The 20,939-nt window shown below is 53.3% G+C and carries 14 protein-coding genes and 2 pseudogenes; 9 read left to right on the plus strand and 7 right to left on the minus strand.

The annotated features are described in order from the left end of the window. Nucleotides 1–10 precede the first annotated feature (10 nt). The 4 genes from FE839_RS07345 to FE839_RS07360 all read right to left on the minus strand — a co-directional run bounded on the left by FE839_RS07345 (nt 11) and on the right by FE839_RS07360 (nt 4,900). Nucleotides 11–1,006 (minus strand): fimbrial protein, encoded by a 996-nt coding sequence (locus FE839_RS07345; protein WP_138360189.1) that lies wholly within the window; start codon nt 1,004–1,006, stop codon nt 11–13. Next, nucleotides 997–3,483 (minus strand): fimbria/pilus outer membrane usher protein, encoded by a 2,487-nt coding sequence (locus tag FE839_RS07350; protein ID WP_138360190.1) that lies wholly within the window; start codon nt 3,481–3,483, stop codon nt 997–999. Before FE839_RS07350 ends, FE839_RS07345 begins: the two co-directional genes overlap by 10 nt. Nucleotides 3,484–3,494: 11 nt before the next feature. Next, the gene (locus FE839_RS07355) at nt 3,495–4,196 is read right to left on the minus strand and encodes a fimbrial biogenesis chaperone (protein ID WP_138360191.1); all 702 of its coding nucleotides are present in this window, start codon (nt 4,194–4,196) and stop codon (nt 3,495–3,497) included. 95 nt (nt 4,197–4,291) lie between these two features. Continuing rightward, nucleotides 4,292–4,900 carry a fimbrial protein gene (locus FE839_RS07360; RefSeq protein ID WP_138360192.1) on the minus strand — a complete coding sequence of 203 codons (609 nt, stop codon included), beginning with the start codon at nt 4,898–4,900 and terminating at the stop codon, nt 4,292–4,294. A 732-nt stretch (nt 4,901–5,632) separates the two neighbouring features. Here FE839_RS07360 and FE839_RS07365 point away from each other — a divergent pair. Further along, nucleotides 5,633–5,842: a YdgH/BhsA/McbA-like domain containing protein gene (locus FE839_RS07365; protein ID WP_138360193.1), complete on the plus strand. Its 210-nt coding sequence runs from the start codon at nt 5,633–5,635 to the stop codon at nt 5,840–5,842. Between the two features lie 162 nt (nt 5,843–6,004). Here the strand turns inward: FE839_RS07365 and FE839_RS07370 are convergent. After that, nucleotides 6,005–6,124: pseudogene (locus FE839_RS07370) on the minus strand (EamA family transporter); the annotation flags it as partial. A 150-nt stretch (nt 6,125–6,274) separates the two neighbouring features. Here FE839_RS07370 and FE839_RS07375 point away from each other — a divergent pair. The 4 genes from FE839_RS07375 to FE839_RS07390 are packed head-to-tail and all read left to right on the plus strand — an operon-like array spanning nt 6,275 to nt 10,961. After that, on the plus strand, nt 6,275–6,496 hold the full coding sequence (locus tag FE839_RS07375; protein ID WP_171034838.1) for a YtcA family lipoprotein: 222 nt from the start codon (nt 6,275–6,277) through the stop codon (nt 6,494–6,496). Nucleotides 6,497–6,501: 5 nt separating this feature from the next. Beyond that, nucleotides 6,502–7,530, plus strand: coding sequence for a multidrug transporter subunit MdtN (gene mdtN / locus FE839_RS07380; protein ID WP_138360195.1), 1,029 nt, complete (start codon nt 6,502–6,504; stop codon nt 7,528–7,530). 12 nt (nt 7,531–7,542) lie between these two features. Next, nucleotides 7,543–9,486 (plus strand): FUSC family protein, encoded by a 1,944-nt coding sequence (locus tag FE839_RS07385; protein WP_138360196.1) that lies wholly within the window; start codon nt 7,543–7,545, stop codon nt 9,484–9,486. Continuing rightward, nucleotides 9,483–10,961, plus strand: coding sequence for an MdtP family multidrug efflux transporter outer membrane subunit (locus FE839_RS07390; RefSeq protein ID WP_138360197.1), 1,479 nt, complete (start codon nt 9,483–9,485; stop codon nt 10,959–10,961). The genes FE839_RS07385 and FE839_RS07390 overlap by 4 nt, the downstream gene beginning before the upstream one ends. On the opposite strand, the gene FE839_RS07395 is transcribed toward FE839_RS07390, so the two are convergent. Beyond that, nucleotides 10,958–13,660, minus strand: a complete 2,703-nt coding sequence (locus FE839_RS07395; RefSeq protein ID WP_138360198.1) for a winged helix-turn-helix domain-containing protein — start codon at nt 13,658–13,660, stop codon at nt 10,958–10,960. The two genes, FE839_RS07390 and FE839_RS07395, sit on opposite strands and share 4 nt — an antisense overlap. Nucleotides 13,661–13,821: 161 nt before the next feature. Here FE839_RS07395 and FE839_RS07400 point away from each other — a divergent pair, with 161 nt between their 5' ends. After that, on the plus strand, nt 13,822–14,601 hold the full coding sequence (locus FE839_RS07400; RefSeq protein WP_138360199.1) for an acetoin reductase: 780 nt from the start codon (nt 13,822–13,824) through the stop codon (nt 14,599–14,601). A 188-nt stretch (nt 14,602–14,789) separates the two neighbouring features. Here the strand turns inward: FE839_RS07400 and FE839_RS07405 are convergent, their stop codons facing one another. Continuing rightward, nucleotides 14,790–16,286, minus strand: a complete 1,497-nt coding sequence (locus FE839_RS07405; RefSeq protein ID WP_277753109.1) for a peptide MFS transporter — start codon at nt 16,284–16,286, stop codon at nt 14,790–14,792. Nucleotides 16,287–16,464: 178 nt separating this feature from the next. Between FE839_RS07405 and FE839_RS07410 the strand changes: the two are divergent. The 3 genes and pseudogenes from FE839_RS07410 to FE839_RS07420 form a co-directional block, all read left to right on the plus strand. Continuing rightward, nucleotides 16,465–16,989 (plus strand): annotated as a pseudogene (locus FE839_RS07410) (NAD(P)(+) transhydrogenase (Re/Si-specific) subunit beta); the annotation flags it as partial. A 1,549-nt stretch (nt 16,990–18,538) separates the two neighbouring features. After that, nucleotides 18,539–19,987: a sugar porter family MFS transporter gene (locus FE839_RS07415; RefSeq protein ID WP_138360200.1), complete on the plus strand. Its 1,449-nt coding sequence runs from the start codon at nt 18,539–18,541 to the stop codon at nt 19,985–19,987. Between the two features lie 25 nt (nt 19,988–20,012). Further along, on the plus strand, nt 20,013–20,936 hold the full coding sequence (locus tag FE839_RS07420) for a sugar phosphate isomerase/epimerase family protein (RefSeq protein ID WP_138360201.1): 924 nt from the start codon (nt 20,013–20,015) through the stop codon (nt 20,934–20,936). Nucleotides 20,937–20,939: the final 3 nt, after the last annotated feature.

The raw sequence follows: 20,939 nt of genomic DNA on the forward strand, positions 1-20,939 counted from the left end.
GCCTCCGGCATTAATCGTACGTCAGGTTGAAAACCATATGCGACTCCACTTCACCCGCGCTGGTGGTTGCCGCGTACTGGTAGAAGCGAGCACGATAAGGCAATGAGATATAACGGGTTTCCTCGGTCTGTAGGGTACCGACATTATATTTTTTGCTGAATTCAAGAGGCTCGCCATCTTTCAACACCTGGACACCAATACCGCTCGCCGCTGAGCTGCCGGTTTTTTCGTTGATCAGCACCCCCTGAGCGGCCGTGGTGCCTGTCGCCAGGTTTCCGGAAAATGTCGTATAAATGTTGGCAAAACCGGATTCGCTTACGCCACCGCTACACTGCAACTGAATATTAAAGTCTTTCCCTCCTGCGGTAGTACCGACGCCCGTCAGATCGCTGCGCTTAATGGTACCAATATCAACGTTCATATTTGTTCCGCTGAGTACGGTGCAGGATGGCGAGACAATGGTAATGGCATTAGCGCTGAGGAAGGTTTCAAGGATCGGGTCATTACCGCTTTCCCAGTCATAAGAGGTATATTTCCCCGCCGCCAGGGTTCCACTACCGGTCACGCTCGCGGTTTTAATCACCTCCAGCGTAAAACGGGAACCTTCCAGCGTATAATTAGTGGTCCCGCTGACCGTGGAGGAGAAGACGTCCGGGTAGATAATATTGACCGTCGAACCGCCGCGACTAAAACGCAGCCCGATGCCGGCCACATTGGTGGAATACACTTTATTCCCCAGATCGGTCGCCCCGGAAGCAACGATTTTCGCCGCAAAACGGTTAGTACCGGAGGTACACCGATAGCTGTATCCCCCCGGCGCCGACATTGTCCAGTTTCGGGTAGCAATCACTGAGCCTACCGGCAGATCCGGCGAAACAACCACCCGCCCGATAGCCATATCCAATGTCACCGTCGGCTGCGAAAGGCGCGTGCAGGAAGCCCATGCCGACGTGATCCCCAGCACCATTAAGCCAATAAAAAGCGTCAGTTTTTTACTTAGCGACATAGCGTTTCCTTTGTTTTTGCCTGACTCAAATCCACCGTACATTGCCCGCCACTCCACTTCACGGTCGCCAATCGGACACTGTCGTCGCTGATAAATAGCATGCTGCCCTGACCCACCACGCCAATCTCTTTTCCACTCGGGTCGAAAATCGTGGCGGCGAACGGTAATGGCTGACCATCGCGCTGGCGCGCCAACCGCGTAATGTTGTTTTGCACTGTTGTATCGAAGGAAACTTTGACCACACTCCCCTCCCACGGCACAACCTGCGCCACGGTACGATCGAACGCGATATCGTCGTTGCTGCCTTTCGGATCAATTTCAACGGCGTTAATCCGGTAAGGCCGCAGATACGGCAGAATAGCGTAGCCGTCACTATCAATGCGGGTGCCCGGCGACCCTGGCAACATGGCGCCTGCGGCATCTTTCGCCTCAATCAGCGCCATTGTGGTGCCGGTTTCAGGTGAGAATACCGCGCCGTGTTGATGGACAACCAACGTCCCGCTGGCACCCAGGCCACTCTGACGATACCCCTCGCCCTGGCTATAGCTGCCGTTCAGCGTCGTCCACGGAGTACGATAACTGCCATTCAGCGCCACATCGTGCTGGCCCCCGGTGGAGGTGGTCGTTGATACGCCGTAGTTGAGGTTGTTTTCGCTATCCAGCGAACCATTGACGCCAATCTGCGAGCTGGAGAAATGCGAATTGTTGAACGAGGTGTTTGACGTCAGATTAGCGGTGCGATTTTCGCCGAACCACAGGGGATAGCTGAAGTTAAGCGAAACACGGTCATCACGACGATGACCGGAACTGTCCGGGGTATAAACGCGCTGGGCGCTGACCGACCATGAGAGGCGGCCAAACATGTTATTATAACTCAGTTGATACTGTTTTTCCGTTCCCGAACGGTTCCAGTAATCCGAAATCCGGCCACTTAAGTAAAAACCGCCCCACCCCTCCGGCAGGTTCTGATTAACAGTAAAGGTCATACTGTTTTTTTGCCGCCACACGGTATAGCTACTGTTGTGGTTTTTTTCCTGATCAACCGCATACAACGCATCGTTCAGGTTGTAATAGCCTTTGGTTGAATAGCGATACGCCGCCAGCACAATACTGGTCTGGGTTTCGGTAAACATACGGTTAAAGGTGGCGCGGTAGCTCTGCCCCTGTTCATCAAGGGTACCGCTCTTCAGCCGGGAATGCGTCACATCGAATGACAGTGCGCCGATACCGGTGTTCATCCCGGTGCCCAGCAGGAAAGCCTGATAGTCATCAAAGCCGGTGACACCGGCATAGCCAGTAAACTGGTTATTTAACCCATGCTGCCAGGTCCCCTGGTAGAGCATCGGTTTATTGCGCAACGAATCATCATCAACTTTACCGGCAGAGAGCGCGTAGCGGGTCATCCCCGGACGCAGCAACTGCGCCACCGAGGCGTAAGGTACGCTGAACACTTCGACCGAACCATCGGCCTCCTTGACTGAGACTTCAAGGTCGCTGCCATAGCCTGAAGGGTAGACATCCTGCAAGGTAAACGGGCCCGGCGGCACGGTGGTCTGATAGATAATATTGTTGCCCTGACGTACCGTCACCAGCGCGTTACTTTGCGCCACGCCGCGAATTTCCGGGGCATAGGAACGCATACCGTCCGGGAACATATTGTCATCAGTCGCCAGATTTATCCCACGCAGGCCGATAGTGTCAAAAAATTCACCGTTGGTAAAAATCTGCCCGCCGCTGACAATCGAGTTAATCTGCGGAATTGGACGCTGCAGGTAGGTCTGATTGCTGTTCCAGCGCGCCTTCCCCTGCTGCTGCTGCCAGTTCAGATTACCAATATGTTTAAGCAGCCACCCGTTCCACGAAAACCCCGCATTAACTCCCAGATAAGCGCTGCTGTTATCTGAACCGCCTGTCGACGAGGTGTGGCTATTCCAGGCGTTAGCCATCCAGCCTAAATTCAGCGCCGCAATGCCTTTATCCCAGAACTTCGGGCTGACAAAGTTCTTAAAACGCTGGTCTTCGTAGATTTGCGGTACAGAGATATCCAGTCTCAAAGAAGACTGGATCAAAGTATCTTTGACATTCTCTTCTTTACGCCACGCCTGCAGACGTCCACAGAAGCCCTCTTTCTCGCTGAGTTGCGGGTTAAGCTTTTCTGGCGAGATCCCATATTGCATCAGCATCGCTTTGGTATAGCAAACGCCCATCTTGCCATCTTTTCCGCGTGTGACATTCAAGTCATAGCGCCCTTTCCATTCGCCGTTGGTATACACATCAAGTGAATAAACGCCTTCGGTGATAGCGCTCATGGAAAAGCGCGACAGATCGACCTTTTCACGACTGCCAACGATAAAACCATCGTTAAACTGCCAGACCGTTCCTGGGTTTTCCTGTCCACTGGAAAATGGCGGAAAGCAGCACAGCGCCACCGCAATGGCCGTGCTTAATCTTCCCGGGCAGATTGACCTCTGCTTCATGATCCTTCCCCTTATTTGACGGCAACTTTCACTGCGACATCTGCGCCATAGTCATTAATGTTGTTAACTGTCAGGATCTCGCCTTTGCTCACCGCAGAAGAGAGGGCGATGGTCTGGCTGGACTGCGGAGCAAACATCACCGTTTTGCTGTTCAATGCTTTGCCACCGTTACGGGAAATACGGCTTACGGTGATATAAAAGGGGGTAGGATTACTGACGGATAAGTTGCTACCGTTAGCGGAAAGCACCAGTTTTTCCGCCGCGGTGTCGCGGTTGCCTAATCCGTTGGGGCGATAGATAAACTTAAAGCGCGAACGAATCGCCAGTTGCAGAATATTTTGTCCTTCGTTCTTCTTGTTAGCCTCTACCGGTGGAATTTCCAGAATATTCAACCACCACAGCGTCTCTTTATTTTTAGCGAGCCCTACGTTACTGCTGAGCTTAATACGCAGGGTCTGACCGCTTTTGGCGTCCACGCGGGAAATCGGCGGAGTGATAATAAATGGTGTGGTAATGGTATCCGGTGTGGCATCAGCATTACCATTATCCAGCCAGGCTTGTGCCAGGGCCGGACGGTCGGCAGTGTTAGTGAGCTGCACCGTTATTTCTTTTTCATTTCCTGGGTAAATAAAGCGAGTACCGTTAACAATAATATTATTAGCATTAGCCGCAAAACTAAAAATGAAACAGAAAAAAAGGGCAATACGTATCATGCTGACCTCAGAATAAAAAATAAGCGGCGGCGGCGGCCGCTTTATTATTGTTTTATACCGCCCCTGTACGGGGCGGTTTTATTTCTCAGTCGAGATTACTGATAGGTAATTTCGTAAGTCGCGTAGCTGTTAACGACACCCGTAGTAACGGTTTCCGGGGTGCTGGTCACATAGCCAACGTAGTAAGTGAAGCGTGCGCCCCCTTCAACGGCCGACGCGTCACCAGTCGCTTTCGGCTGGGAATCTGCGCCCGGAATGATTTTATTGGTCAGCGCGGTAGCATTATCGGTAGCCAGAACCAACTGAATATTCTGCGCGCCAGCCGCTTCGGTGTTTGCCAGGTAGCCCTGTTGCGTGCTGCTTGCGCCAGCCAGCAGGTTACCGCCCGTCCAGTTTACGCCCAGTTTGCTCACATCATCCTGGACAGTACCGTCAGCCGCCTGGCAGTCAGAAACATCGATGGTGAACGATTTTGGTTTCAGATAGGTATCCGCAGACGCAGCTTTAACTTCCGTTAACGTTACTGGTGACAAATAAACATTAGCATCGCTGCCCTGGCCATTTACGGAAACAGTACAAGAAACATCGGTAACTTTACCGAAGAAATTAACCTGGCCGCCGCCTACATTGGTATCAGCAGCATTTGCCGCAGCCATACCAAAAAACGCAGTCGCCATTGCAGCAGAGAGAAGAACCTTTTTCATTACCATTTCCTTGTCAGAGTGAATTAAGTATCAATGAGCAAACAGTTAATTTGCACAAAGTCAGAAACGATATGCGATGCTCACTTGTGCAACTGTTAATAGAAACTTCGACTGACCGGAAGCCGCAATATTTAAGCGTCAGGAACGAACTCCAGAAAGAACTCGTTGATTCTGTCGGCGTCAAAGAATGCTATTTTCGCTAACAAATATACATTTACTCATGAGTTGTTAATCAAGGTAACAAATAGATTACGGCTATTAATGATTGGCAATCGATAGCATAAAACAAATCTCTTGCTATTTACATTGGCAGAGGAGAAGCGATAGCGAATGAATAAAACAGGTATCCATCCTGTCATAAATGACTATTTCAGCCTGTCCGGAACATGCTTAATCCATCTCATTCAACAGATAATTTCCGCTATCACAATTGACCGGGCTTCTCTTTTACGTGCCCAGACTATGCATAAAACCAATTGTTAATCACCTGAAGCCAGGAAAATCGTTTTGCGAGAGCCTGTTTTTGCCATAGCCGGAAACAGGCGAAAGAAAAATTATCACATTGTTTTTACTGATAAAAAAATCAAAAAACTCAGTTCAATGTCATCCCTCGGTCATAATAATGTGATCTAGATCGCACTTTTTGCAACGCGAGTGATAGTTAGCATGCTTATTATAAACCCATCGAAAGCAACATCGCTTTCCACCATAAAAGTTAAAAGGATACACACCATGAAAAACGTAAAATTACTTGCCGCTGCCGGTATGCTCTCTCTGGTCTCTTTCGCTAGCTTCGCCCAGTCAGTCAGCGTAACCGCAGATACCCTGGACAACGCAGAAGCCAAAATCGCCACGATAGCTAAAGACCACGGTGAGTCCTACCACATTACCGAGGCTTATAACGGTAACCAGGTCCATATGACCGCTGAGTTGTCTAAATAAACAGATGGTTGCAGAGGGAGCTGCCGGACAGGTCGCCTGAGCGCGGCTGGTCTGGCTCCCGCCACACAATAAGTACGCAGCAATGTCGGGCCCCTCAACGGGGCTTTTCTGTTTCGGTCGTGCGGATCTTCGGTGAAATCCCGACGCGTAAATACCGGGAATTTACCGCTTCGCGGCTTCCGATAACGCCCGCTGAATCGACAGCACGCTTAACGGTACAATCACCAATCCCACCAGAGCCTTTCCCTCAATCGTCTTCCCCAAAAATATCCAGCCCAAAAGATACAGCATGAAGCCGTCCGGGATATCTGCCTTTTATTTCATCATGAGTGGGATTAAACTTATTTAACTATGACATAAGTATTCAGGGATTCATTCTTGCAGCGTATTGTAAAGCTGGCGTGCCCGGCACCGTTATTATTCTCGCTTTTTATGCTTTCCGGCTGCTCATTTTCCCCGGCGATTCCGGTATTAGGCGCGGCATTCCCCGGCTGGTTTTTCTGTTTATTAATTGCTGCGTTTTTGCTTATCCCCTGCCATATCCTGATTGTGCGCAATGGGTGGCAATCGCGATTTTCTCCGCTGGTCTTCAGCTATCTGGCGCTGATGTTCCTGTTCGCCACTATTTTGTGGTTCCTGTTCTTCGTAAACTAAATACTATGGCCCAATCCCGCTCAAGCGTTATCCGTAAAAAGTGGCCCTTGCTGGCCCTGGTTCTCGCCGCTATCCTGGCGCTGATTCTGGTTATCTGGCAGCTACAAACCTCGCCAGAAACGAACGATGCCTACGTGTATGCAGACACCATCGACGTAGTGCCGGAAGTAAGCGGGCGGATCGTCGACATGCCGATTCGCGACAACCAGCGGGTTAAGAAAGGCGACTTGCTGTTCCGCATCGATCCGCGCCCCTACCAGGCGATGCTCGACGATGCCAGAGCGCGGCTGACAACCCTGGATGCGCAGATCATGCTGACCCGGCGCACAATCAAAGCGCAGGAATATAACGCGCAGTCGGTCGCCGCCGCCGTTGAACGCGCCAGAGCGTTGGTTAAACAAACCACCTCTTCGCGCATTCGCCTTGAACCCCTGGTGCCGCAGGGTTTTGCCTCGAAAGAGGATCTTGACCAGGCGCGAACGGCGGAAAAAGCCGCGCGCGCCGAGCTGGAGGCCACGCTGTTGCAGGCGAAACAGGCGTCAGCCGCCATAACCGGCGTCGATGCGATGGTGGCGCAGCGGGCAGGGATCCTGGCGCAAATCGCGCTGGCTGAGCTGCATCTCGAATTTACCGAAGTCCGTGCGCCGTTCAATGGCGTGGTGGTGGCGCTAAAAACCACGGTTGGTCAGTACGCTTCAGCGCTTAAACCGGTTTTTACTCTGCTTGATGACGACCACTGGTACGTGATAGCGAACTTCCGCGAAACCGATTTAAAAAACGTGCGTCCTGGTGTCCCGGCCAGAATCACCGTGATGACCAACCACAGCCGGATCTTCAAGGGCGTGGTTGACTCGGTGGGTACCGGCGTGCTGCCCGACGGCGGCAGCGTAATCGAAGGCCTGCCGGTTATTCAGAAAAGTATCAACTGGGTCCATGTCTCTCAGCGCTTTCCGGTCAAAATTGCCGTCAAAGATCCCGATCCGAACCTGTTTCGTATGGGCGCCTCCGCCAGCGCCGTTCTGCAGCCGCAATAATAAGGAGGCGGTATGCATAGCTTCTGGCCTTTTCTGACCCAGGAACTCCGTGATACGCCGGGGCGAGCAAACTATACCTTACGTCTGACGCTCAGCTGCGCGGTGCTGATCGTCCTGTTCATGACGCTGCATATCCCATTTTTACCCGTCGCGCTGATCGTGGTGTTTTACGTCAGCCAGCCTAACGTGCTGATAATCAAACTGGTCAGTGTCGTTTTTGTGATCACTGTCAGTATCGCCCTGGGCAGCATCCTGCTGATTATCAAGTGGACCTATGACTATCCGCTGATCCGTCTGGTTGCCTCGGTGTTTTTATTCTTCTGCGCGATTTACCTGATGCGGGTGCTCGGCAAGCTGGGGCTGGCCTTCTTCGTGGTGGCGCTGGTGCTTATCTACGCGCAAACCTTCCCGTCGATGACCAGTCAGAGCGAAATTCTGGTGCGGCTGCTGCTGTGGCTATGGGTTGCGATTAACACCGCCATTCTGGTGACGCTGCTGGTTAACGCCTGTTTCCGGCAGGCCTTTCCTGGCTATCAGTTCAGGGCCCGTCTCGTGGTTATGTTGCGTCAGACGGCGCAGATCCTTACCCAATCAGGCGACGGAACATCACGGCCAACCTTTAAAGAGATTGCCGGACAGTTTAGCCAGCTGCAATCTCTGTATCAGCAGGCCTCACGGGCGACCCCGGAGATTGCCGCCAGTCCGCAGCTCTGGCAATCGCTGATGGCCGCCGTACTGCGCTGCTATCATTTGACGGCGCTGTTACAACCGGGTGATGACCATCCCCATGAGCGCCAATGGATAGCTCACGAGCTTACCGCACTGGCGGAGAATCTGCCCGCCGCCGCAACGGCCGATTTTCAGCCGCGCGATGTACCGCAGGAGAGCGCTAATAGCGTGATTTTGAAGGAAATCGCGCAGATCCTGACGCGGTTTGCACGCGGCGAAACGATCCCGCTGCCGCAGGGCGAAGTGGAAAAAGCCCCGCTCCTGTTACCGGATGCATGGTCCAATCCGGCCTACTTGCATTTTGCCCTGAAAACGCTACTGGCGACGCTGCTGTGCTACGTTTTCTATACTGCCGCCGACTGGCAGGGCATCCACACCATTATGTTGAGCTGCGTGATTGTCGCCCAGCCCGGTCTGGGAGCCACCATGCAAAAAACGTGGCTACGCATTGGCGGCGCATTGCTGGCGACGCTGATTGCCCTGCTGTTGATCGTCTTTGTTCAACCCTGGACCGACTCACTGAGCGGCCTGCTGGCGATGACCCTGCCGGTTTTCGCGCTGTCCGCGTGGATTGCGGCCGGTTCAGAGCGCATCGCCTACGCCGGTATTCAGATCGGCTTCACCTTCGCGCTGGCATTCCTGAGCTGGTTTGGCCCGCTCAGTAACTTAACCGAACTGCGCGACAGGGTTATTGGTATTCTGCTTGGCGTACTGGTCTCCTCAATTATTCATCTCTATCTGTGGCCGGATAGCGAAGCGCCGCAGCTCAAAGCACGTCTGGCGCAGTTGTATCGTCAGCTTGCCCATACCCTCTCCGCCCGCGATGATGAGATCAAACTGGTGCCGCTGTTTGCGGCGCTGACCAGCAGCGAAACGTTAATGCATCGGGTTGCCGCCGAGCCGCTGGGAACCTACGCGCATCCCTATCCTGATGCCAAAAACTGGCCGGTTCGCGCGACCTTTAACCAGGCCGAGGAAATTGCGTGTTTAAGCGAAGGCTATCGGCTATGCGCCTTGCCGGAAGACACCTTTTTAGCCGACTGCGCCAGGCGGCTTGCGGCCTACGCCCGCGATATCAACCCGTCGCCAAACCCGGCGGAGCCCGCGCGCGCGCTTCATCCGGACCCGGCCAATCCTTTCGGCACGCCGCTAGTCAACGCCCTGGCCGCGCTGCCGGAGTGGTCTTTTACATCATCCGTTATCCTGCCACAGGCAACCAGGTCATGAGAAAAATAATCCTCCCCACGCGCTTCTGGCACGCCTCGCCGCTGGCCTTTGCCCTGATGTTATTGACCGGCTGCGCGTTAATTCAGGACGATCCCGGTCAGGTACCGATGATCAACCCCCAGCAGGCAGAACTGGCGCAGGTGATTCATCTGGCGAACAGCGGCTGGCCGCGTGCCCGCTGGTGGGAAGACTATCGGGATCCTCAGCTCAATATGCTGATCAATCGCGCGTTGCAAAACTCGCCGACCATGCAGGCTGCCAGGCTGCGTATTTCACAATCGCAGTCAACGGTCGAGCTGGCGCAGTCGGCAATGGGCGTACAGGCCACCGCCGTGGCAGCGCAAAACCGCCTGCGGGTAACCAACAGACAGTTCACCTGGCCCTATTCATACTCGCTACCGGTGGATAAAAACGGTCCCTGGTACACGCTGAATACGGTTGGCGTCGGGGCGACGCTGAATATCGATTTATGGGGCGCCGATCGCGCCCGTGTCGCCGCGGCGATTGGCGAGAAGAATGCCCGACTGGCCGAAACTGCCGGCATCGAACTGGACCTCGCCAGCAGCGTGGCCCAGCTCTATTTCGCAATGCAGGCCACCTTCCAGAAAATCGAATTGCTCAATCAACTGACCGCTATCGCCCGGCTCTCGGTGCAGGCGCATGAACATCGTACTCAGCGTGGCATTGAAGATAGCGTCGATGTCGCCAACGCTCGGGCCGAACTGCTGGCGGCGCAGCAGCAGGTGATTACCGCGCAAGGGACGCTGACGCAGTATCGGGAAACGCTGCGGGCGCTCATTGGCGCCGATGCGCATAATATGCCGGAGATTCATCCCGTGGCGCTGCCGTCGCTCCAGGAGACGCTCCCCGACTCGCTCTCCTTTGCGCTGCTGGCCCGCCGCCCGGATCTGCAGGCCCTGCGCGGCTATGTCAGTGCCTCCATCAGCCAGGTGGATGCGGCAAAAGCGGCGTTTTATCCGCATTTTGATATCAAGGCTTTCTGGGGTTACAACGCCCTCAGCGTCGGCGACTTGTTTAAGTCCTCTTTCCAGCAGATCAACCTGCTGCCGGGACTCTATTTACCCCTGTTTGACGGCGGGCGCTTAAACGCCAACCTGAAAGCGACGCGCACGGCGAGCAATATTCTGATTAAGCAATACAACCAGGCGGTACTGGATGCGGTTCGCGATGTGGCGATTAGCTCCAGCCAGCTGAACGATTTGAACCAACTGGCCGCCCTGCAACAACAAAAAGTGACGGCGGCGATGGCGACCACTGACAGCGCCAGCGCCCACTACCAGCGCGGGCTGCTCAGCGACTATGCGGCGCAGGAGGCGCGCCGTCCGGCCATCGCCCAACAGCTTTTGCTGCTGGATATCGAGGCCCGGCGCCTCAGTACCGATGTCTCGTTAATTAAAGCATTGGGCGGCGACTATCGCGGCCCGGCATCAAGCGGGAGTGAAAAGCCACGCTAACTTAACAGGCGCCACTGCCGCGCCTGATTGACCGCCTGAATGCGGCCTTTAACCTGTAGCTTTTCATAAAGCTGTTTAAGGTGCCATTTGACAGTCTCCGCAGAAATACCCAGTTCGCGGGCGACGCCTTTATTGGAATAACCGTCGGCAATCAAACGCAGCGTCTGCTGCTCCCGCTCAGTAAGGTGCAACGCGGGCGGCTTATTGATCACGATGCCGACAGCCGCAAAGCGGGAGAGCAAAGACGATATATCGGCGATCAGCGGATCATCTGCCGCGCCGCGCTTCAGCCTCTCCTCCAGCAACGCAGCCATGTCTGCGCCGCCATCCAACAGGCTGCGCAGTAGCCCCTGATGCAGCGCGCGTGAAAACGCGGGCCGGAAGACGTCCATCGCCTGTTCGCATGCTTCTGCCTGCCACAGGGCGACCGCCTGCATCAGTCGCAAACGTACGGCAAACAGCCACTCGCCGCTGGTTTCCCGAACGCTGGCCAGTTTATCCAACAGCCGCGCGGCAGCCTGCGGCTCACCATTCGCAATAAGTAAACGGCTCTGGCTTAAGGCAACATATCCGGCAACCGCGTCCGTCTGGTCAAAAGACTGTAAACGAAGCAGCAGCGCATCAGCAGCCAGTTTATTCCCCACGTGGAGCGCGAGCGCGAGGCGCTCCGCCAGCAACGGTGCCTGCGCTCGTAGCCAGCCTCGCTGAACAGCCACCCCCTCAGCATGAAGTAACAGCGATTCAGCTTCTGCTAACCGCCCCATTTCGCGGGCCTGACGGGCCAGCACAACGTAACAACGGATCAGGCCGTCCGGCGGGCAAAAATCATCGATCATTCCCAGCCGTGGAATCAGCAGGTTTTGAATCTGCACTTCTTTACCCTGTTCCCAGGCGATCTCCGCCAGGATTGGCGCCAGAGTCGCGCCGCTGCTGGAATTCACGCCGGTATGTTGTTCGGCATGGCGCAGCGCACGGAACGCCTGGCGTTCCGCTTCGGCAAGATTACCCTGTCGCAGATAGCTCTGCGCCATAACGAACGCCCGGTAGACCTCCACAAACAGGTTGCGGTTAGCGACACGCACGCCCGACACTTTCTGCTGAACGTCCAGCGCCTGCTGTGGCCGGGAATCCGCAAGGTGACAATAGCTGAGGATGTTGCACACCAGGCCATCGACCCAGATATCGCCGCAAGGGACCTCGCGCAATAGCGGTTCAACGATAGCGATACTGCTGGCAATATTGTCAGCGAAGGCTTCGCAGATAGCGCGAACCACGCGTAATTTGACCCACGAACTGTGAGTCAGCACATCGCTATGCGCCGCGACTTGCGCATCAATAGCATCCAGCAACTGGCGCGCCTCACCAAAACGGAAGCGATGCGCTAACGCCCAGGCCAGATTAAGCTGTAGCGCAATGCGCGACGGGTCCTGACTGGCGGGTAAATAGCGGATCCAGCGCACCAGAGTATCAATATCCCCCTCTTCCGCCAGCGACTGCGCGCCGGCTTCCGCATCTTTCGCCACCGACTTCCCGGCGGCCAGCGCATGGCGTATCGCCTCAGCCCATAGCTGCTGCGCAGCGAACCAGCCGCTGGCGCGATCGTGCAACTGGCGAATATCAATCTCACGGCTGTGGCGCAAGCGGTACCGCAGGGCGTCGCGCATCAGCGGGTGGTAGCGAAACCAGACGCCGCTCTCGTCCAGCGCGGACAGAAACAGGTTGTGCTGTTCTATCCATTGCAACATCTCCCTGGCGTTATTTTTGCCGCTGACGGCATCACACAACGCCGGATGCAGACGATTAAGCACAGAGGTATGCAAAAGAAAGTCGAATACCGCCGGCGGCAGCGGCGCGAAAATAACTTCCTCCAGGTAGCGTGAGAGGGAGCGCGCGCTGGCGCTAAGCCCCGTCATCACCGTGGATGCGTCCGGGGACAGCGCGGCCATTTTCATCCCGGCCACCCACCCTTCCGTGAGCGCAATAAGTCGGGGAATAGCCTGCGGTTTAAGCCCGGCAGCGCCGGAAAAATATGCGCGGGCTTCGCCGGGGTTAAAACGCAACTCCGGGTCATACACCTCCAGCAACTGATCCTGCATTTGCAGGCGGCTAAGAGCCAAAGGCGGTTGGTAGCGACTACCGATAATCAAGTGCAGAGCCGGCGGCGCATGGTTCAGCAGCCAGCTCATCCCCTGGTGAATCGCCGGATCGCTGATGTACTGGTAGTCGTCAAGAATCAGATACAGCGGGTGCGGGCACTGGTTAAGCTGATTGACAAGTTCGGCAAAAAACAGCGTGATATCAGCAGGCAGTTCCCCTTGCAGAATATGCAGAAACGGCGGGCTCCATCCCTGCCACAGCGGCCTTAACGCCTCCTGTAGATAGCGCATAAACAGCAGCGGCGCGCCGTCATCTTCATCCAGGTTCAGCCACGCCAGCGCATCCCCCTGCTGCTGGCGGTATCGATACCACTGCGCCAGTAGCGTCGTTTTACCAAAGCCTGCCGGGGCGCACACCAGCGTTAAGCGGCGAGATACAGCGGCGTCAAGGCGCTGCAGCAGACGTTCCCGCAACAGCAGCGTTTCCGCCGTACGGGGCGGCGTAAAGCGGGTGGCGATAAGCGGCAACGTGCGCGTAAAGCGAAAAGGTTCCTGGTGATCAAACGCTGCCAGTGGATCATCCGCTGAGGATAAAAAAGCCATACCACGATTACCTCTTGATTCCGTCCGTCCGGCTATCCCCCCCATCAGGGGAGTAGGCCATGCTTGTCGTGCCCGATAGAGTAGTTTAATCCTCCGCCACTGCTACGTCGTCAGTCGCGGATATCCATAGTTTATTAATCAGTACAAGGTGAGTACAGAATATGGCTATCGAAAATAAAGTTGCGTTAGTGACCGGCGCCGGTCAGGGCATTGGCCGCGGTATTGCATTACGTCTGGCCAAAGACGGCGCATCGCTGATGCTGGTCGACGTGAACCCGGAAGGGATTGCCGCCGTCGCCGCCGAAGTTGAAGCGCTCGGTCGTAAAGCGGCCACCTTCGTCGCCAATATCGCCGATCGCGATCAAGTCTATGCCGCCATTGATGAGGCGGAAAAACAGCTGGGCGGCTTCGATATTATCGTTAACAACGCCGGGATCGCGCAGGTACAGGCGCTGGCTGATGTCACGCCTGAAGAAGTCGATCGGATTATGCGCATCAACGTTCAGGGCACCTTGTGGGGAATTCAGGCAGCGGCGAAAAAATTCATCGACCGTCAGCAGAAAGGGAAAATCATCAATGCCTGTTCCATTGCCGGTCATGATGGTTTTGCGATGCTGGGGATCTATTCCGCCACGAAATTTGCCGTGCGCGCCCTGACCCAGGCGGCGGCGAAAGAGTACGCCAGTCGCGGTATTACGGTTAACGCCTATTGTCCGGGGATTGTGGGAACCGGTATGTGGACCGAAATCGATAAGCGTTTCTCGGAAATTACCGGCGCGCCGGTTGGCGAAACCTACAAAAAATATGTGGAAGGCATCGCCCTTGGCCGCGCCGAAACGCCGGACGATGTGGCAAGCCTGGTCTCCTATCTGGCAGGCCCGGACTCCGATTATGTTACCGGTCAGTCGATCCTGATCGATGGCGGTATTGTTTACCGTTAAACGTCAACCCCGGCGCAGAACGCGCCGGGTATCTGAAAGACTAAGAGCCTATCCCACCAGGCGTTATTGGCGCAGACAGTTTGAACACGGCCAGCGCGGAAGAACCGGAGCGTACACGTAGTACGTGAGGATTCTGAGCACTGCCCAGGTTCAAAATGACAAGCGAAATAGCCCTAACGGGATAGGCTCTAAGCGTTGACGGTCGGTTCCTGCGACTGCCTGTTGCGGGTATTTTCCAGCATCCGGCGAACCGGCACAATCAGCACGCACAGTACCGCCGCGCAGATCAGCAGCGCAATTGAACAACGCGCGAACAGGTCTGGCAGCATCTCCAGTTGATCGGCCTTCACATGACCACCAATCAGGCCCGCCGCCAGGTTACCCAGCGCGCTGGCGCAGAACCACAACCCCATCATCTGGCCGCGCATTCTTTCCGGCGCCAGCAGCGTCATGGTCGCCAGACCAATCGGGCTCAGGCATAGCTCGCCCAACGTCAGCATCAGAATACTGCCCACCAGCCACATCGGGGATACGCCTGTCCCGCCGTTGCTCAGGACATTTTGCGCCGCCAGCATCATCAGGCCAAAACCCGCCGCCGCGCACAAAATACCGATAACGAACTTGGTGATACTGCCAGGACGCACGTTTTTACGGGCCAGCGCAGGCCATGCCCAGCTAAAGATCGGCGCCAGCAGAATAATAAACAGGGCGTTGATCGACTGGAACCACACCGCCGGGATCTCAAAAGTGCCAATCATACGGTTGGTATAATCATTGGCGAACAGGTTGAACGAGGTCGGCTTTTGCTCAAATGCGGACCAGAAAAAGGCGGCGGAGATCAGCAGAATAAAGCACACCAGCAGGCGGGCCCGCTCTTTTCGGTTCAGCCCGGCAAAAGCGAACAGGTAGATAAAATAGAGCACCACCGACGCCGCAATCACATAGACCAGCCCGCTGGCCACCGCGACCGGGTTAATCACAATAACGCCCCGGGCAATCAAGGCGATAATCACCGCCACACCGACCGCCAGCGCCAGCAGCCAGGCGCCCACGCCGTTTCTTTTCACCACCGGGTTATTCCAGGTTGAATCCAGGCCGACTTCGCTGTCGTAGCGTTTCATCGCCGGAACCGCAAAGACACGAAAGATCACCAGCGCGATCAGCATCCCGATACCGCCGATACCAAAGCCCCAGTGCCAGCCGTGGGATTTGATCAGCCAGCCGGAGATCAGCGGCGCAATAAACGACCCCATGTTGATACCCATATAGAACAGCGAGAAGCCACCGTCCCGGCGCGCGTCGCCTTTCTTGTACAGCGTACCAACCATCACTGAAATACAGGTTTTGAACAGGCCGGAACCGAACACAATAAACATCAGGCCGATAAAGAACAGGCTTTCGCCCATCACCGCCGACAGCGCAATAGACAGATGGCCCAGGGCGATCAGGATTGAACCGTACCAGACCGCCCGTTGCTGCCCGAGCCAGTTATCCGCCAGCCAACCGCCCGGCAGCGCAGCAAGATACATGGTTCCGGCAAAAATACCGACGATAGCCGAGGCGTTTTCACGAGAAATACGTATCTGATGAGGATAATGGCAGGAAAGACCGATAAAAATAACAATTTCAGTTGTGAATAGGTTGTTATCAAGGATCGTCGGCAATCCAGTACCTGCTGTCTGCACAGGGGGGAATCACCGGGGAAAAAGCCTTTGCATATTCCGAAAAGGCATTCTTACTTATGCTATTCCAGATAGCTCTGTTTTTGCTTTTAATCGCGCCAGTACTGGTCGAAAAATGGACGATTACAATGAAAATAAGAACGCTTTCTCTTACCCTGATCCTTACCATAACAGCCCGCAGGGAGAGTATCGCGAATGTCACGCCTCAGAAGTGGCGGAAGCGCTTAAAAGCGCCCGTTCGGTGATCATTACCCCCGGCTATGGGATGGCGGTGGCGCAAGCGCAGTATCCAGTACAGGAATTAACCAGCCGACTCATTACACAAGGTGTGCAAGTACGATTTGGCATCCATCCGGTCGCCGGGCGTCTGCCGGGGCATATGAACGTGCTGCTGGCTGAAGCTAAAGTGCCTTATGATATCGTACTGGAGATGGAGGAAATTAATGACGACTTCAGCGATACCGACGTGGTGCTGGTCATCGGTGCCAACGATACCGTTAACCCGGCGGCGCAGGAAGATCCCGGTAGCCCTATTGCCGGCATGCCAGTGCTTGAGGTATGGAAAGCCCAACAGGTTGTGGTGTTCAAACGTTCAATGAATACCGGTTACGCCGGCGTACAAAACCCGCTTTTCTTTAAAGAAAATACCGCAATGTTGTTCGGCGATGCAAAAACGAGCATAGAAGCCATCCTGGCTCAACTCTGACTCGCAGCGTTCAGCCGGAAGTAACGTCGCGTCTCCCCCCCGGACCGTGGATGCAGCACTTAGCACGATACATATTTTCAAACTGCTCCGGGCTGCTTCCACAACAGGCGCACTGCCATCACCCGCCATGAGTCACACTCAACATTACTCAATCGCATGGCGGGTATTCACTGAACTCAACCCGAGTCTCCCGATACATTCAGCGTCTATCATCCAACCGAAAAAAATCCCGCCGATGTCCAGTGCCCTTCCGGCCTGGGCATTGTAAGCGTCCCCTGCGTCTTAAATGACACAGAGATAGCGGCCAGACCCGCAGGAATGCGGCGCGACAAAACGAGTTAGCTGGCGCCCCATCGATTACCGTCGAGAGCCCGTTTGCGGTGTGCAAATTCAGCACGCATGCGTCCCAGGTAAATGACAAATAACGGTTTTGTCGCCTGCGCATAACGGTGACTTTCCAGCATGAGAATTAATCAGAGCAGAGAGAATACACAGACCAAAAACTAGAAAAAAGATTTCATTTTAAATATAAATAAATTTTTTGTTTTTATGTGATTTGCGTCACTCTCGAATGTTAAAAATATTGTATAAATATATTTTATTATATAAATTCATTATGTTACACGAGTACAACCATTGTTTTGTAAGTAATGTGCTAATGGTTAAAGTGATTGACCGGACATTTTTTTTTGATCAACACCACACTTTTTGAAATAGAAATTTTATTTGTTTTGTGTTTTGGTTTTTTGATTTCATAATCAATTCGAATTCATTTTAATAGTCACCGTTATAAGCGGGAGCTCAGACAGGCGGAAGCGATGGATACAATCAGATTAGCAATGCCCCAGGCATTTTCAAGGCTCTTTGATAATCAATATGTTAACGCTTATTCAACCGCTGTTTTCGTCACTGGACACCGGTGTGTCACAGGCCTGAGGCCAACTCTGGGAAAAGATGCTGGTGAACCTGATGTTCATCAGCGGGAATAGATAAGAAATGGAGCATATCGTGACCGGCAATATCAGGCAGGACCTGTCCATCAGTTTCTTGCCTGTTAGACTCCGGTTAAGTCCGGCGCAGCTAACACAATGACCGCTGCAACGACGACTGTCACGGATCGCGTTCCATTATCACTTCTGCCAGGAGATGAGTATGCAGCCCGACAACCAGTTTTTAGCGTCCAAAATTGGGTTAAGCAATGGTTCAGGCATTAGCACTAATCATGCTTTCCCTAAAGGAAGTAAATTCCTCGATCGCATTTTTCACCAAAAACAAATTACGTGTTCCTGTATTAATGCAATGCATATATTAACCAGTTCACTAAAACATCGGTGTTGTGCCGCAGCATACACAGGATCAAGTCCGGGATTATCCGCTTTCACGCGTTATTCTTCGGGTAGACCAGATTAGGAAATCATATTGCACTTTGGGATATTTAAAGTTTTCCCAAAGACGAATTTTTGCTTTTTTATTTGAGGGTTTGTTTTGTAGTTTTTATATAAACGTTTTTAGAGATAAAAATTTTAATTTCATACGTGAGGGTATGATCATGGGTTACGTTGAAAAAAAACACAATATCGCTTATGTACTGGCGATTTGTACCGTGGCCGCACTCGGTGGCCTGCTACAGGGATATGATACATCTGTTATTTCAGGAGTCATTGAACCTTTAACGCAACATTTTAAACTGGAGCCGTCTCAAACCGGCTGGGCCGTATCCAGCATTGTTATTGGTTGCGTACTTGGGGCCTATATGGCCGGGAAACTGGCCGATCGTTATGGCCGAAAAATGGCTCTGACCATTACTGTTTTCTTCGTCCTTATTTCTGTCGCGGGTATGGCTCTGGCGACCAATTTTACCCTGTTTATCTTATTCCGTATTTTGGGTGGATTTGGTATCGGTTTATCCTCCGTTGTCTCGCCGATTTATATGACAGAAGTCGCACCTCGCGACTATCGTGGCCGGGTAGTGGCCATGAATATGATCTGTTTCGTCGGTGGCCAGGTACTGGTGCTGATGGTTAACTATCTGATTGTCCGCGGCGCGGATCATGAATGGCTGGTCAGCGCAGGATGGCGCTATATGCTGGGTTTTGGCTTGCTTCCTTGCGTACTTTTCCTGCTCCTGGTCAAATTTATTCCGGAATCTCCCCGCTGGAACGTGATGGTGGGCAAGAATGATGAAGCACTGAGGACGCTGTCGCGTATTTCGAATGCCGAACACGGTAGCCGGGTATTGAGGGAAATTCAAAATTCATTTCATGCTGATACGGCGGCGGCGAAATTTCATGAATCAACTGAGAAAAAGCTAAGCAGTCGAAATAAGATGTTTATCTTCATTGCGGCTATGATTGCCGTATTTAACCAGTTATCTGGAATTAACGTCATTCAGTACTTTGGCCCGACATTGCTGATGAATGTCACTGGTAATATGGAAGAAGCCATGCTGATGGTGACCTGGCTTGCTGGGCTACAATTTATCGGCGTAGTGGCCGGTATGATGTTGGTTGACCGCATGGGACGTCGCTCTCTTCTGCAAATCGGCTCCTGCGGTACCTTCATCTGCCTTGCCTTCACGTTCCTGACGTTCTACTACGGTGTAAAAGGCTTCACCTCAATTATCGGTCTGCTCGGTTTCATGTTTATCTTCGGCCTGACCTGGGCGCAAATTGCCTGGACTGTAGTTGGTGAAATTCTGCCAAACCGCTTACGCGCTATAGGAATGGGTATTGCCTACGCCGCACTGTGGGGATCCAACTTTATTATCAGCCAGATTTTCCCTGTCATGAATGATAACCCCTGGCTGCGTGAACACTTTCATGGCGGCTTCCCGCTGATGCTGTTCGCTATCTGCTGTTTGATCTCCTGGTGGTTCGTCCATCGCTATATCCCGGAGACGAAAGGGGTATCGCTGGAGAAAGTCGAAGCGCTTGTCTCCGCCCGTATTGAGAAAAATTACGTAGCATCTTCTGTAACCAATAAAATTACAACCCGTTAACTCCAGAAAAGAGAAAGAGGTTATTATGACTATTCATATTGCAAATGCACCTTGTAGTTGGGGTGTTGATGATCCGAAAAACCCGTACCTTCCATCCTGGGAAAAAGTATTAACTGAAGCAAGTAAAGCAGGATATAAAAGTATTGAACTTGGGCCATGGACTTATTTGCCAACGGACCCGAAAAAATTAACTGAAGAACTCAATCGTTACGATTTATCGATTGTCGCCGGGACTATTTTTGATGATTTGGTGAGTGAAAGTAATTTTGCTAATATTGTTGAACTGACGCACAATATTTGCCGTAACCTGTCAAAAATCCCGACGGCTGAAAAAAGCCATGGGGCGAATTATCCCGCACCTTATCTCGTGGTGATTGATTTCGGTAACCCGGAGCGCGCCAAATATGCGGGTCATTCGGATAAAGCGCCGCGTTTAAGCACTACCGACTGGAACAGAATGGTTGAGCATATTAAACATATCAGTACGCTGGCGTGGAACGAATATGGCGTGCGTGCAGTCATTCATCCGCATGCCGGTGGCTGTATTGAATTTGCTGATGAAATTATTCAGATAGAAAAAGATATTCCGCATGATATCGCCGGACTGTGCCTGGATACCGGCCATCTCTATTACTCCGGGATGGACCCGGTGACCTGGCTTGAGCGTTATTTCTCACGCCTGGATTATATCCATTTCAAAGACGTCAATGGCGATGTCCACAAAAACGTGCTGGCAAAAGGTCTGGATTTCTTCGCTTCCTGCGCAGAAGGCGTGATGTGCCCAATCGGTAAGGGCGCCATTGATTACCCTGCGGTGAAAGCCCTGCTGTCCCGCCTCAATTATCAAGGGTGGATTACGATCGAACAAGAACGTGATCCTCGTCAGGCCGAGGGAAGTCTGCATGATGTGACTCAAAGCCTGGTCTATCTCAAATCAGTTGGTTTTTAACAG

The organism is Klebsiella indica (genome assembly GCF_005860775.1).
GTDB classification, from domain to species: Bacteria; Pseudomonadota; Gammaproteobacteria; order Enterobacterales; family Enterobacteriaceae; genus Klebsiella; species Klebsiella indica.

What these genes read in the sequence shown, in the direction of transcription:
- FE839_RS07350 (WP_138360190.1), bottom strand. Translation starts at nt 3,483, where the DNA reads ATGAAGCAGAGGTCAATCTGCCCGGGAAGATTAAGCACGGCCATTGCG.
- FE839_RS07345 (WP_138360189.1), bottom strand. Translation starts at nt 1,006, where the DNA reads ATGTCGCTAAGTAAAAAACTGACGCTTTTTATTGGCTTAATGGTGCTG.
- FE839_RS07400 (WP_138360199.1), top strand. Translation starts at nt 13,822, where the DNA reads ATGGCTATCGAAAATAAAGTTGCGTTAGTGACCGGCGCCGGTCAGGGC.
- FE839_RS07415 (WP_138360200.1), top strand. Translation starts at nt 18,539, where the DNA reads ATGGGTTACGTTGAAAAAAAACACAATATCGCTTATGTACTGGCGATT.
- FE839_RS07365 (WP_138360193.1), top strand. Translation starts at nt 5,633, where the DNA reads ATGAAAAACGTAAAATTACTTGCCGCTGCCGGTATGCTCTCTCTGGTC.
- FE839_RS07385 (WP_138360196.1), top strand. Translation starts at nt 7,543, where the DNA reads ATGCATAGCTTCTGGCCTTTTCTGACCCAGGAACTCCGTGATACGCCG.
- FE839_RS07360 (WP_138360192.1), bottom strand. Translation starts at nt 4,900, where the DNA reads ATGAAAAAGGTTCTTCTCTCTGCTGCAATGGCGACTGCGTTTTTTGGT.
- FE839_RS07390 (WP_138360197.1), top strand. Translation starts at nt 9,483, where the DNA reads ATGAGAAAAATAATCCTCCCCACGCGCTTCTGGCACGCCTCGCCGCTG.
- FE839_RS07355 (WP_138360191.1), bottom strand. Translation starts at nt 4,196, where the DNA reads ATGATACGTATTGCCCTTTTTTTCTGTTTCATTTTTAGTTTTGCGGCT.
- FE839_RS07420 (WP_138360201.1), top strand. Translation starts at nt 20,013, where the DNA reads ATGACTATTCATATTGCAAATGCACCTTGTAGTTGGGGTGTTGATGAT.
- FE839_RS07375 (WP_171034838.1), top strand. Translation starts at nt 6,275, where the DNA reads ATGCTTTCCGGCTGCTCATTTTCCCCGGCGATTCCGGTATTAGGCGCG.
- FE839_RS07395 (WP_138360198.1), bottom strand. Translation starts at nt 13,660, where the DNA reads ATGGCTTTTTTATCCTCAGCGGATGATCCACTGGCAGCGTTTGATCAC.
- mdtN (WP_138360195.1), top strand. Translation starts at nt 6,502, where the DNA reads ATGGCCCAATCCCGCTCAAGCGTTATCCGTAAAAAGTGGCCCTTGCTG.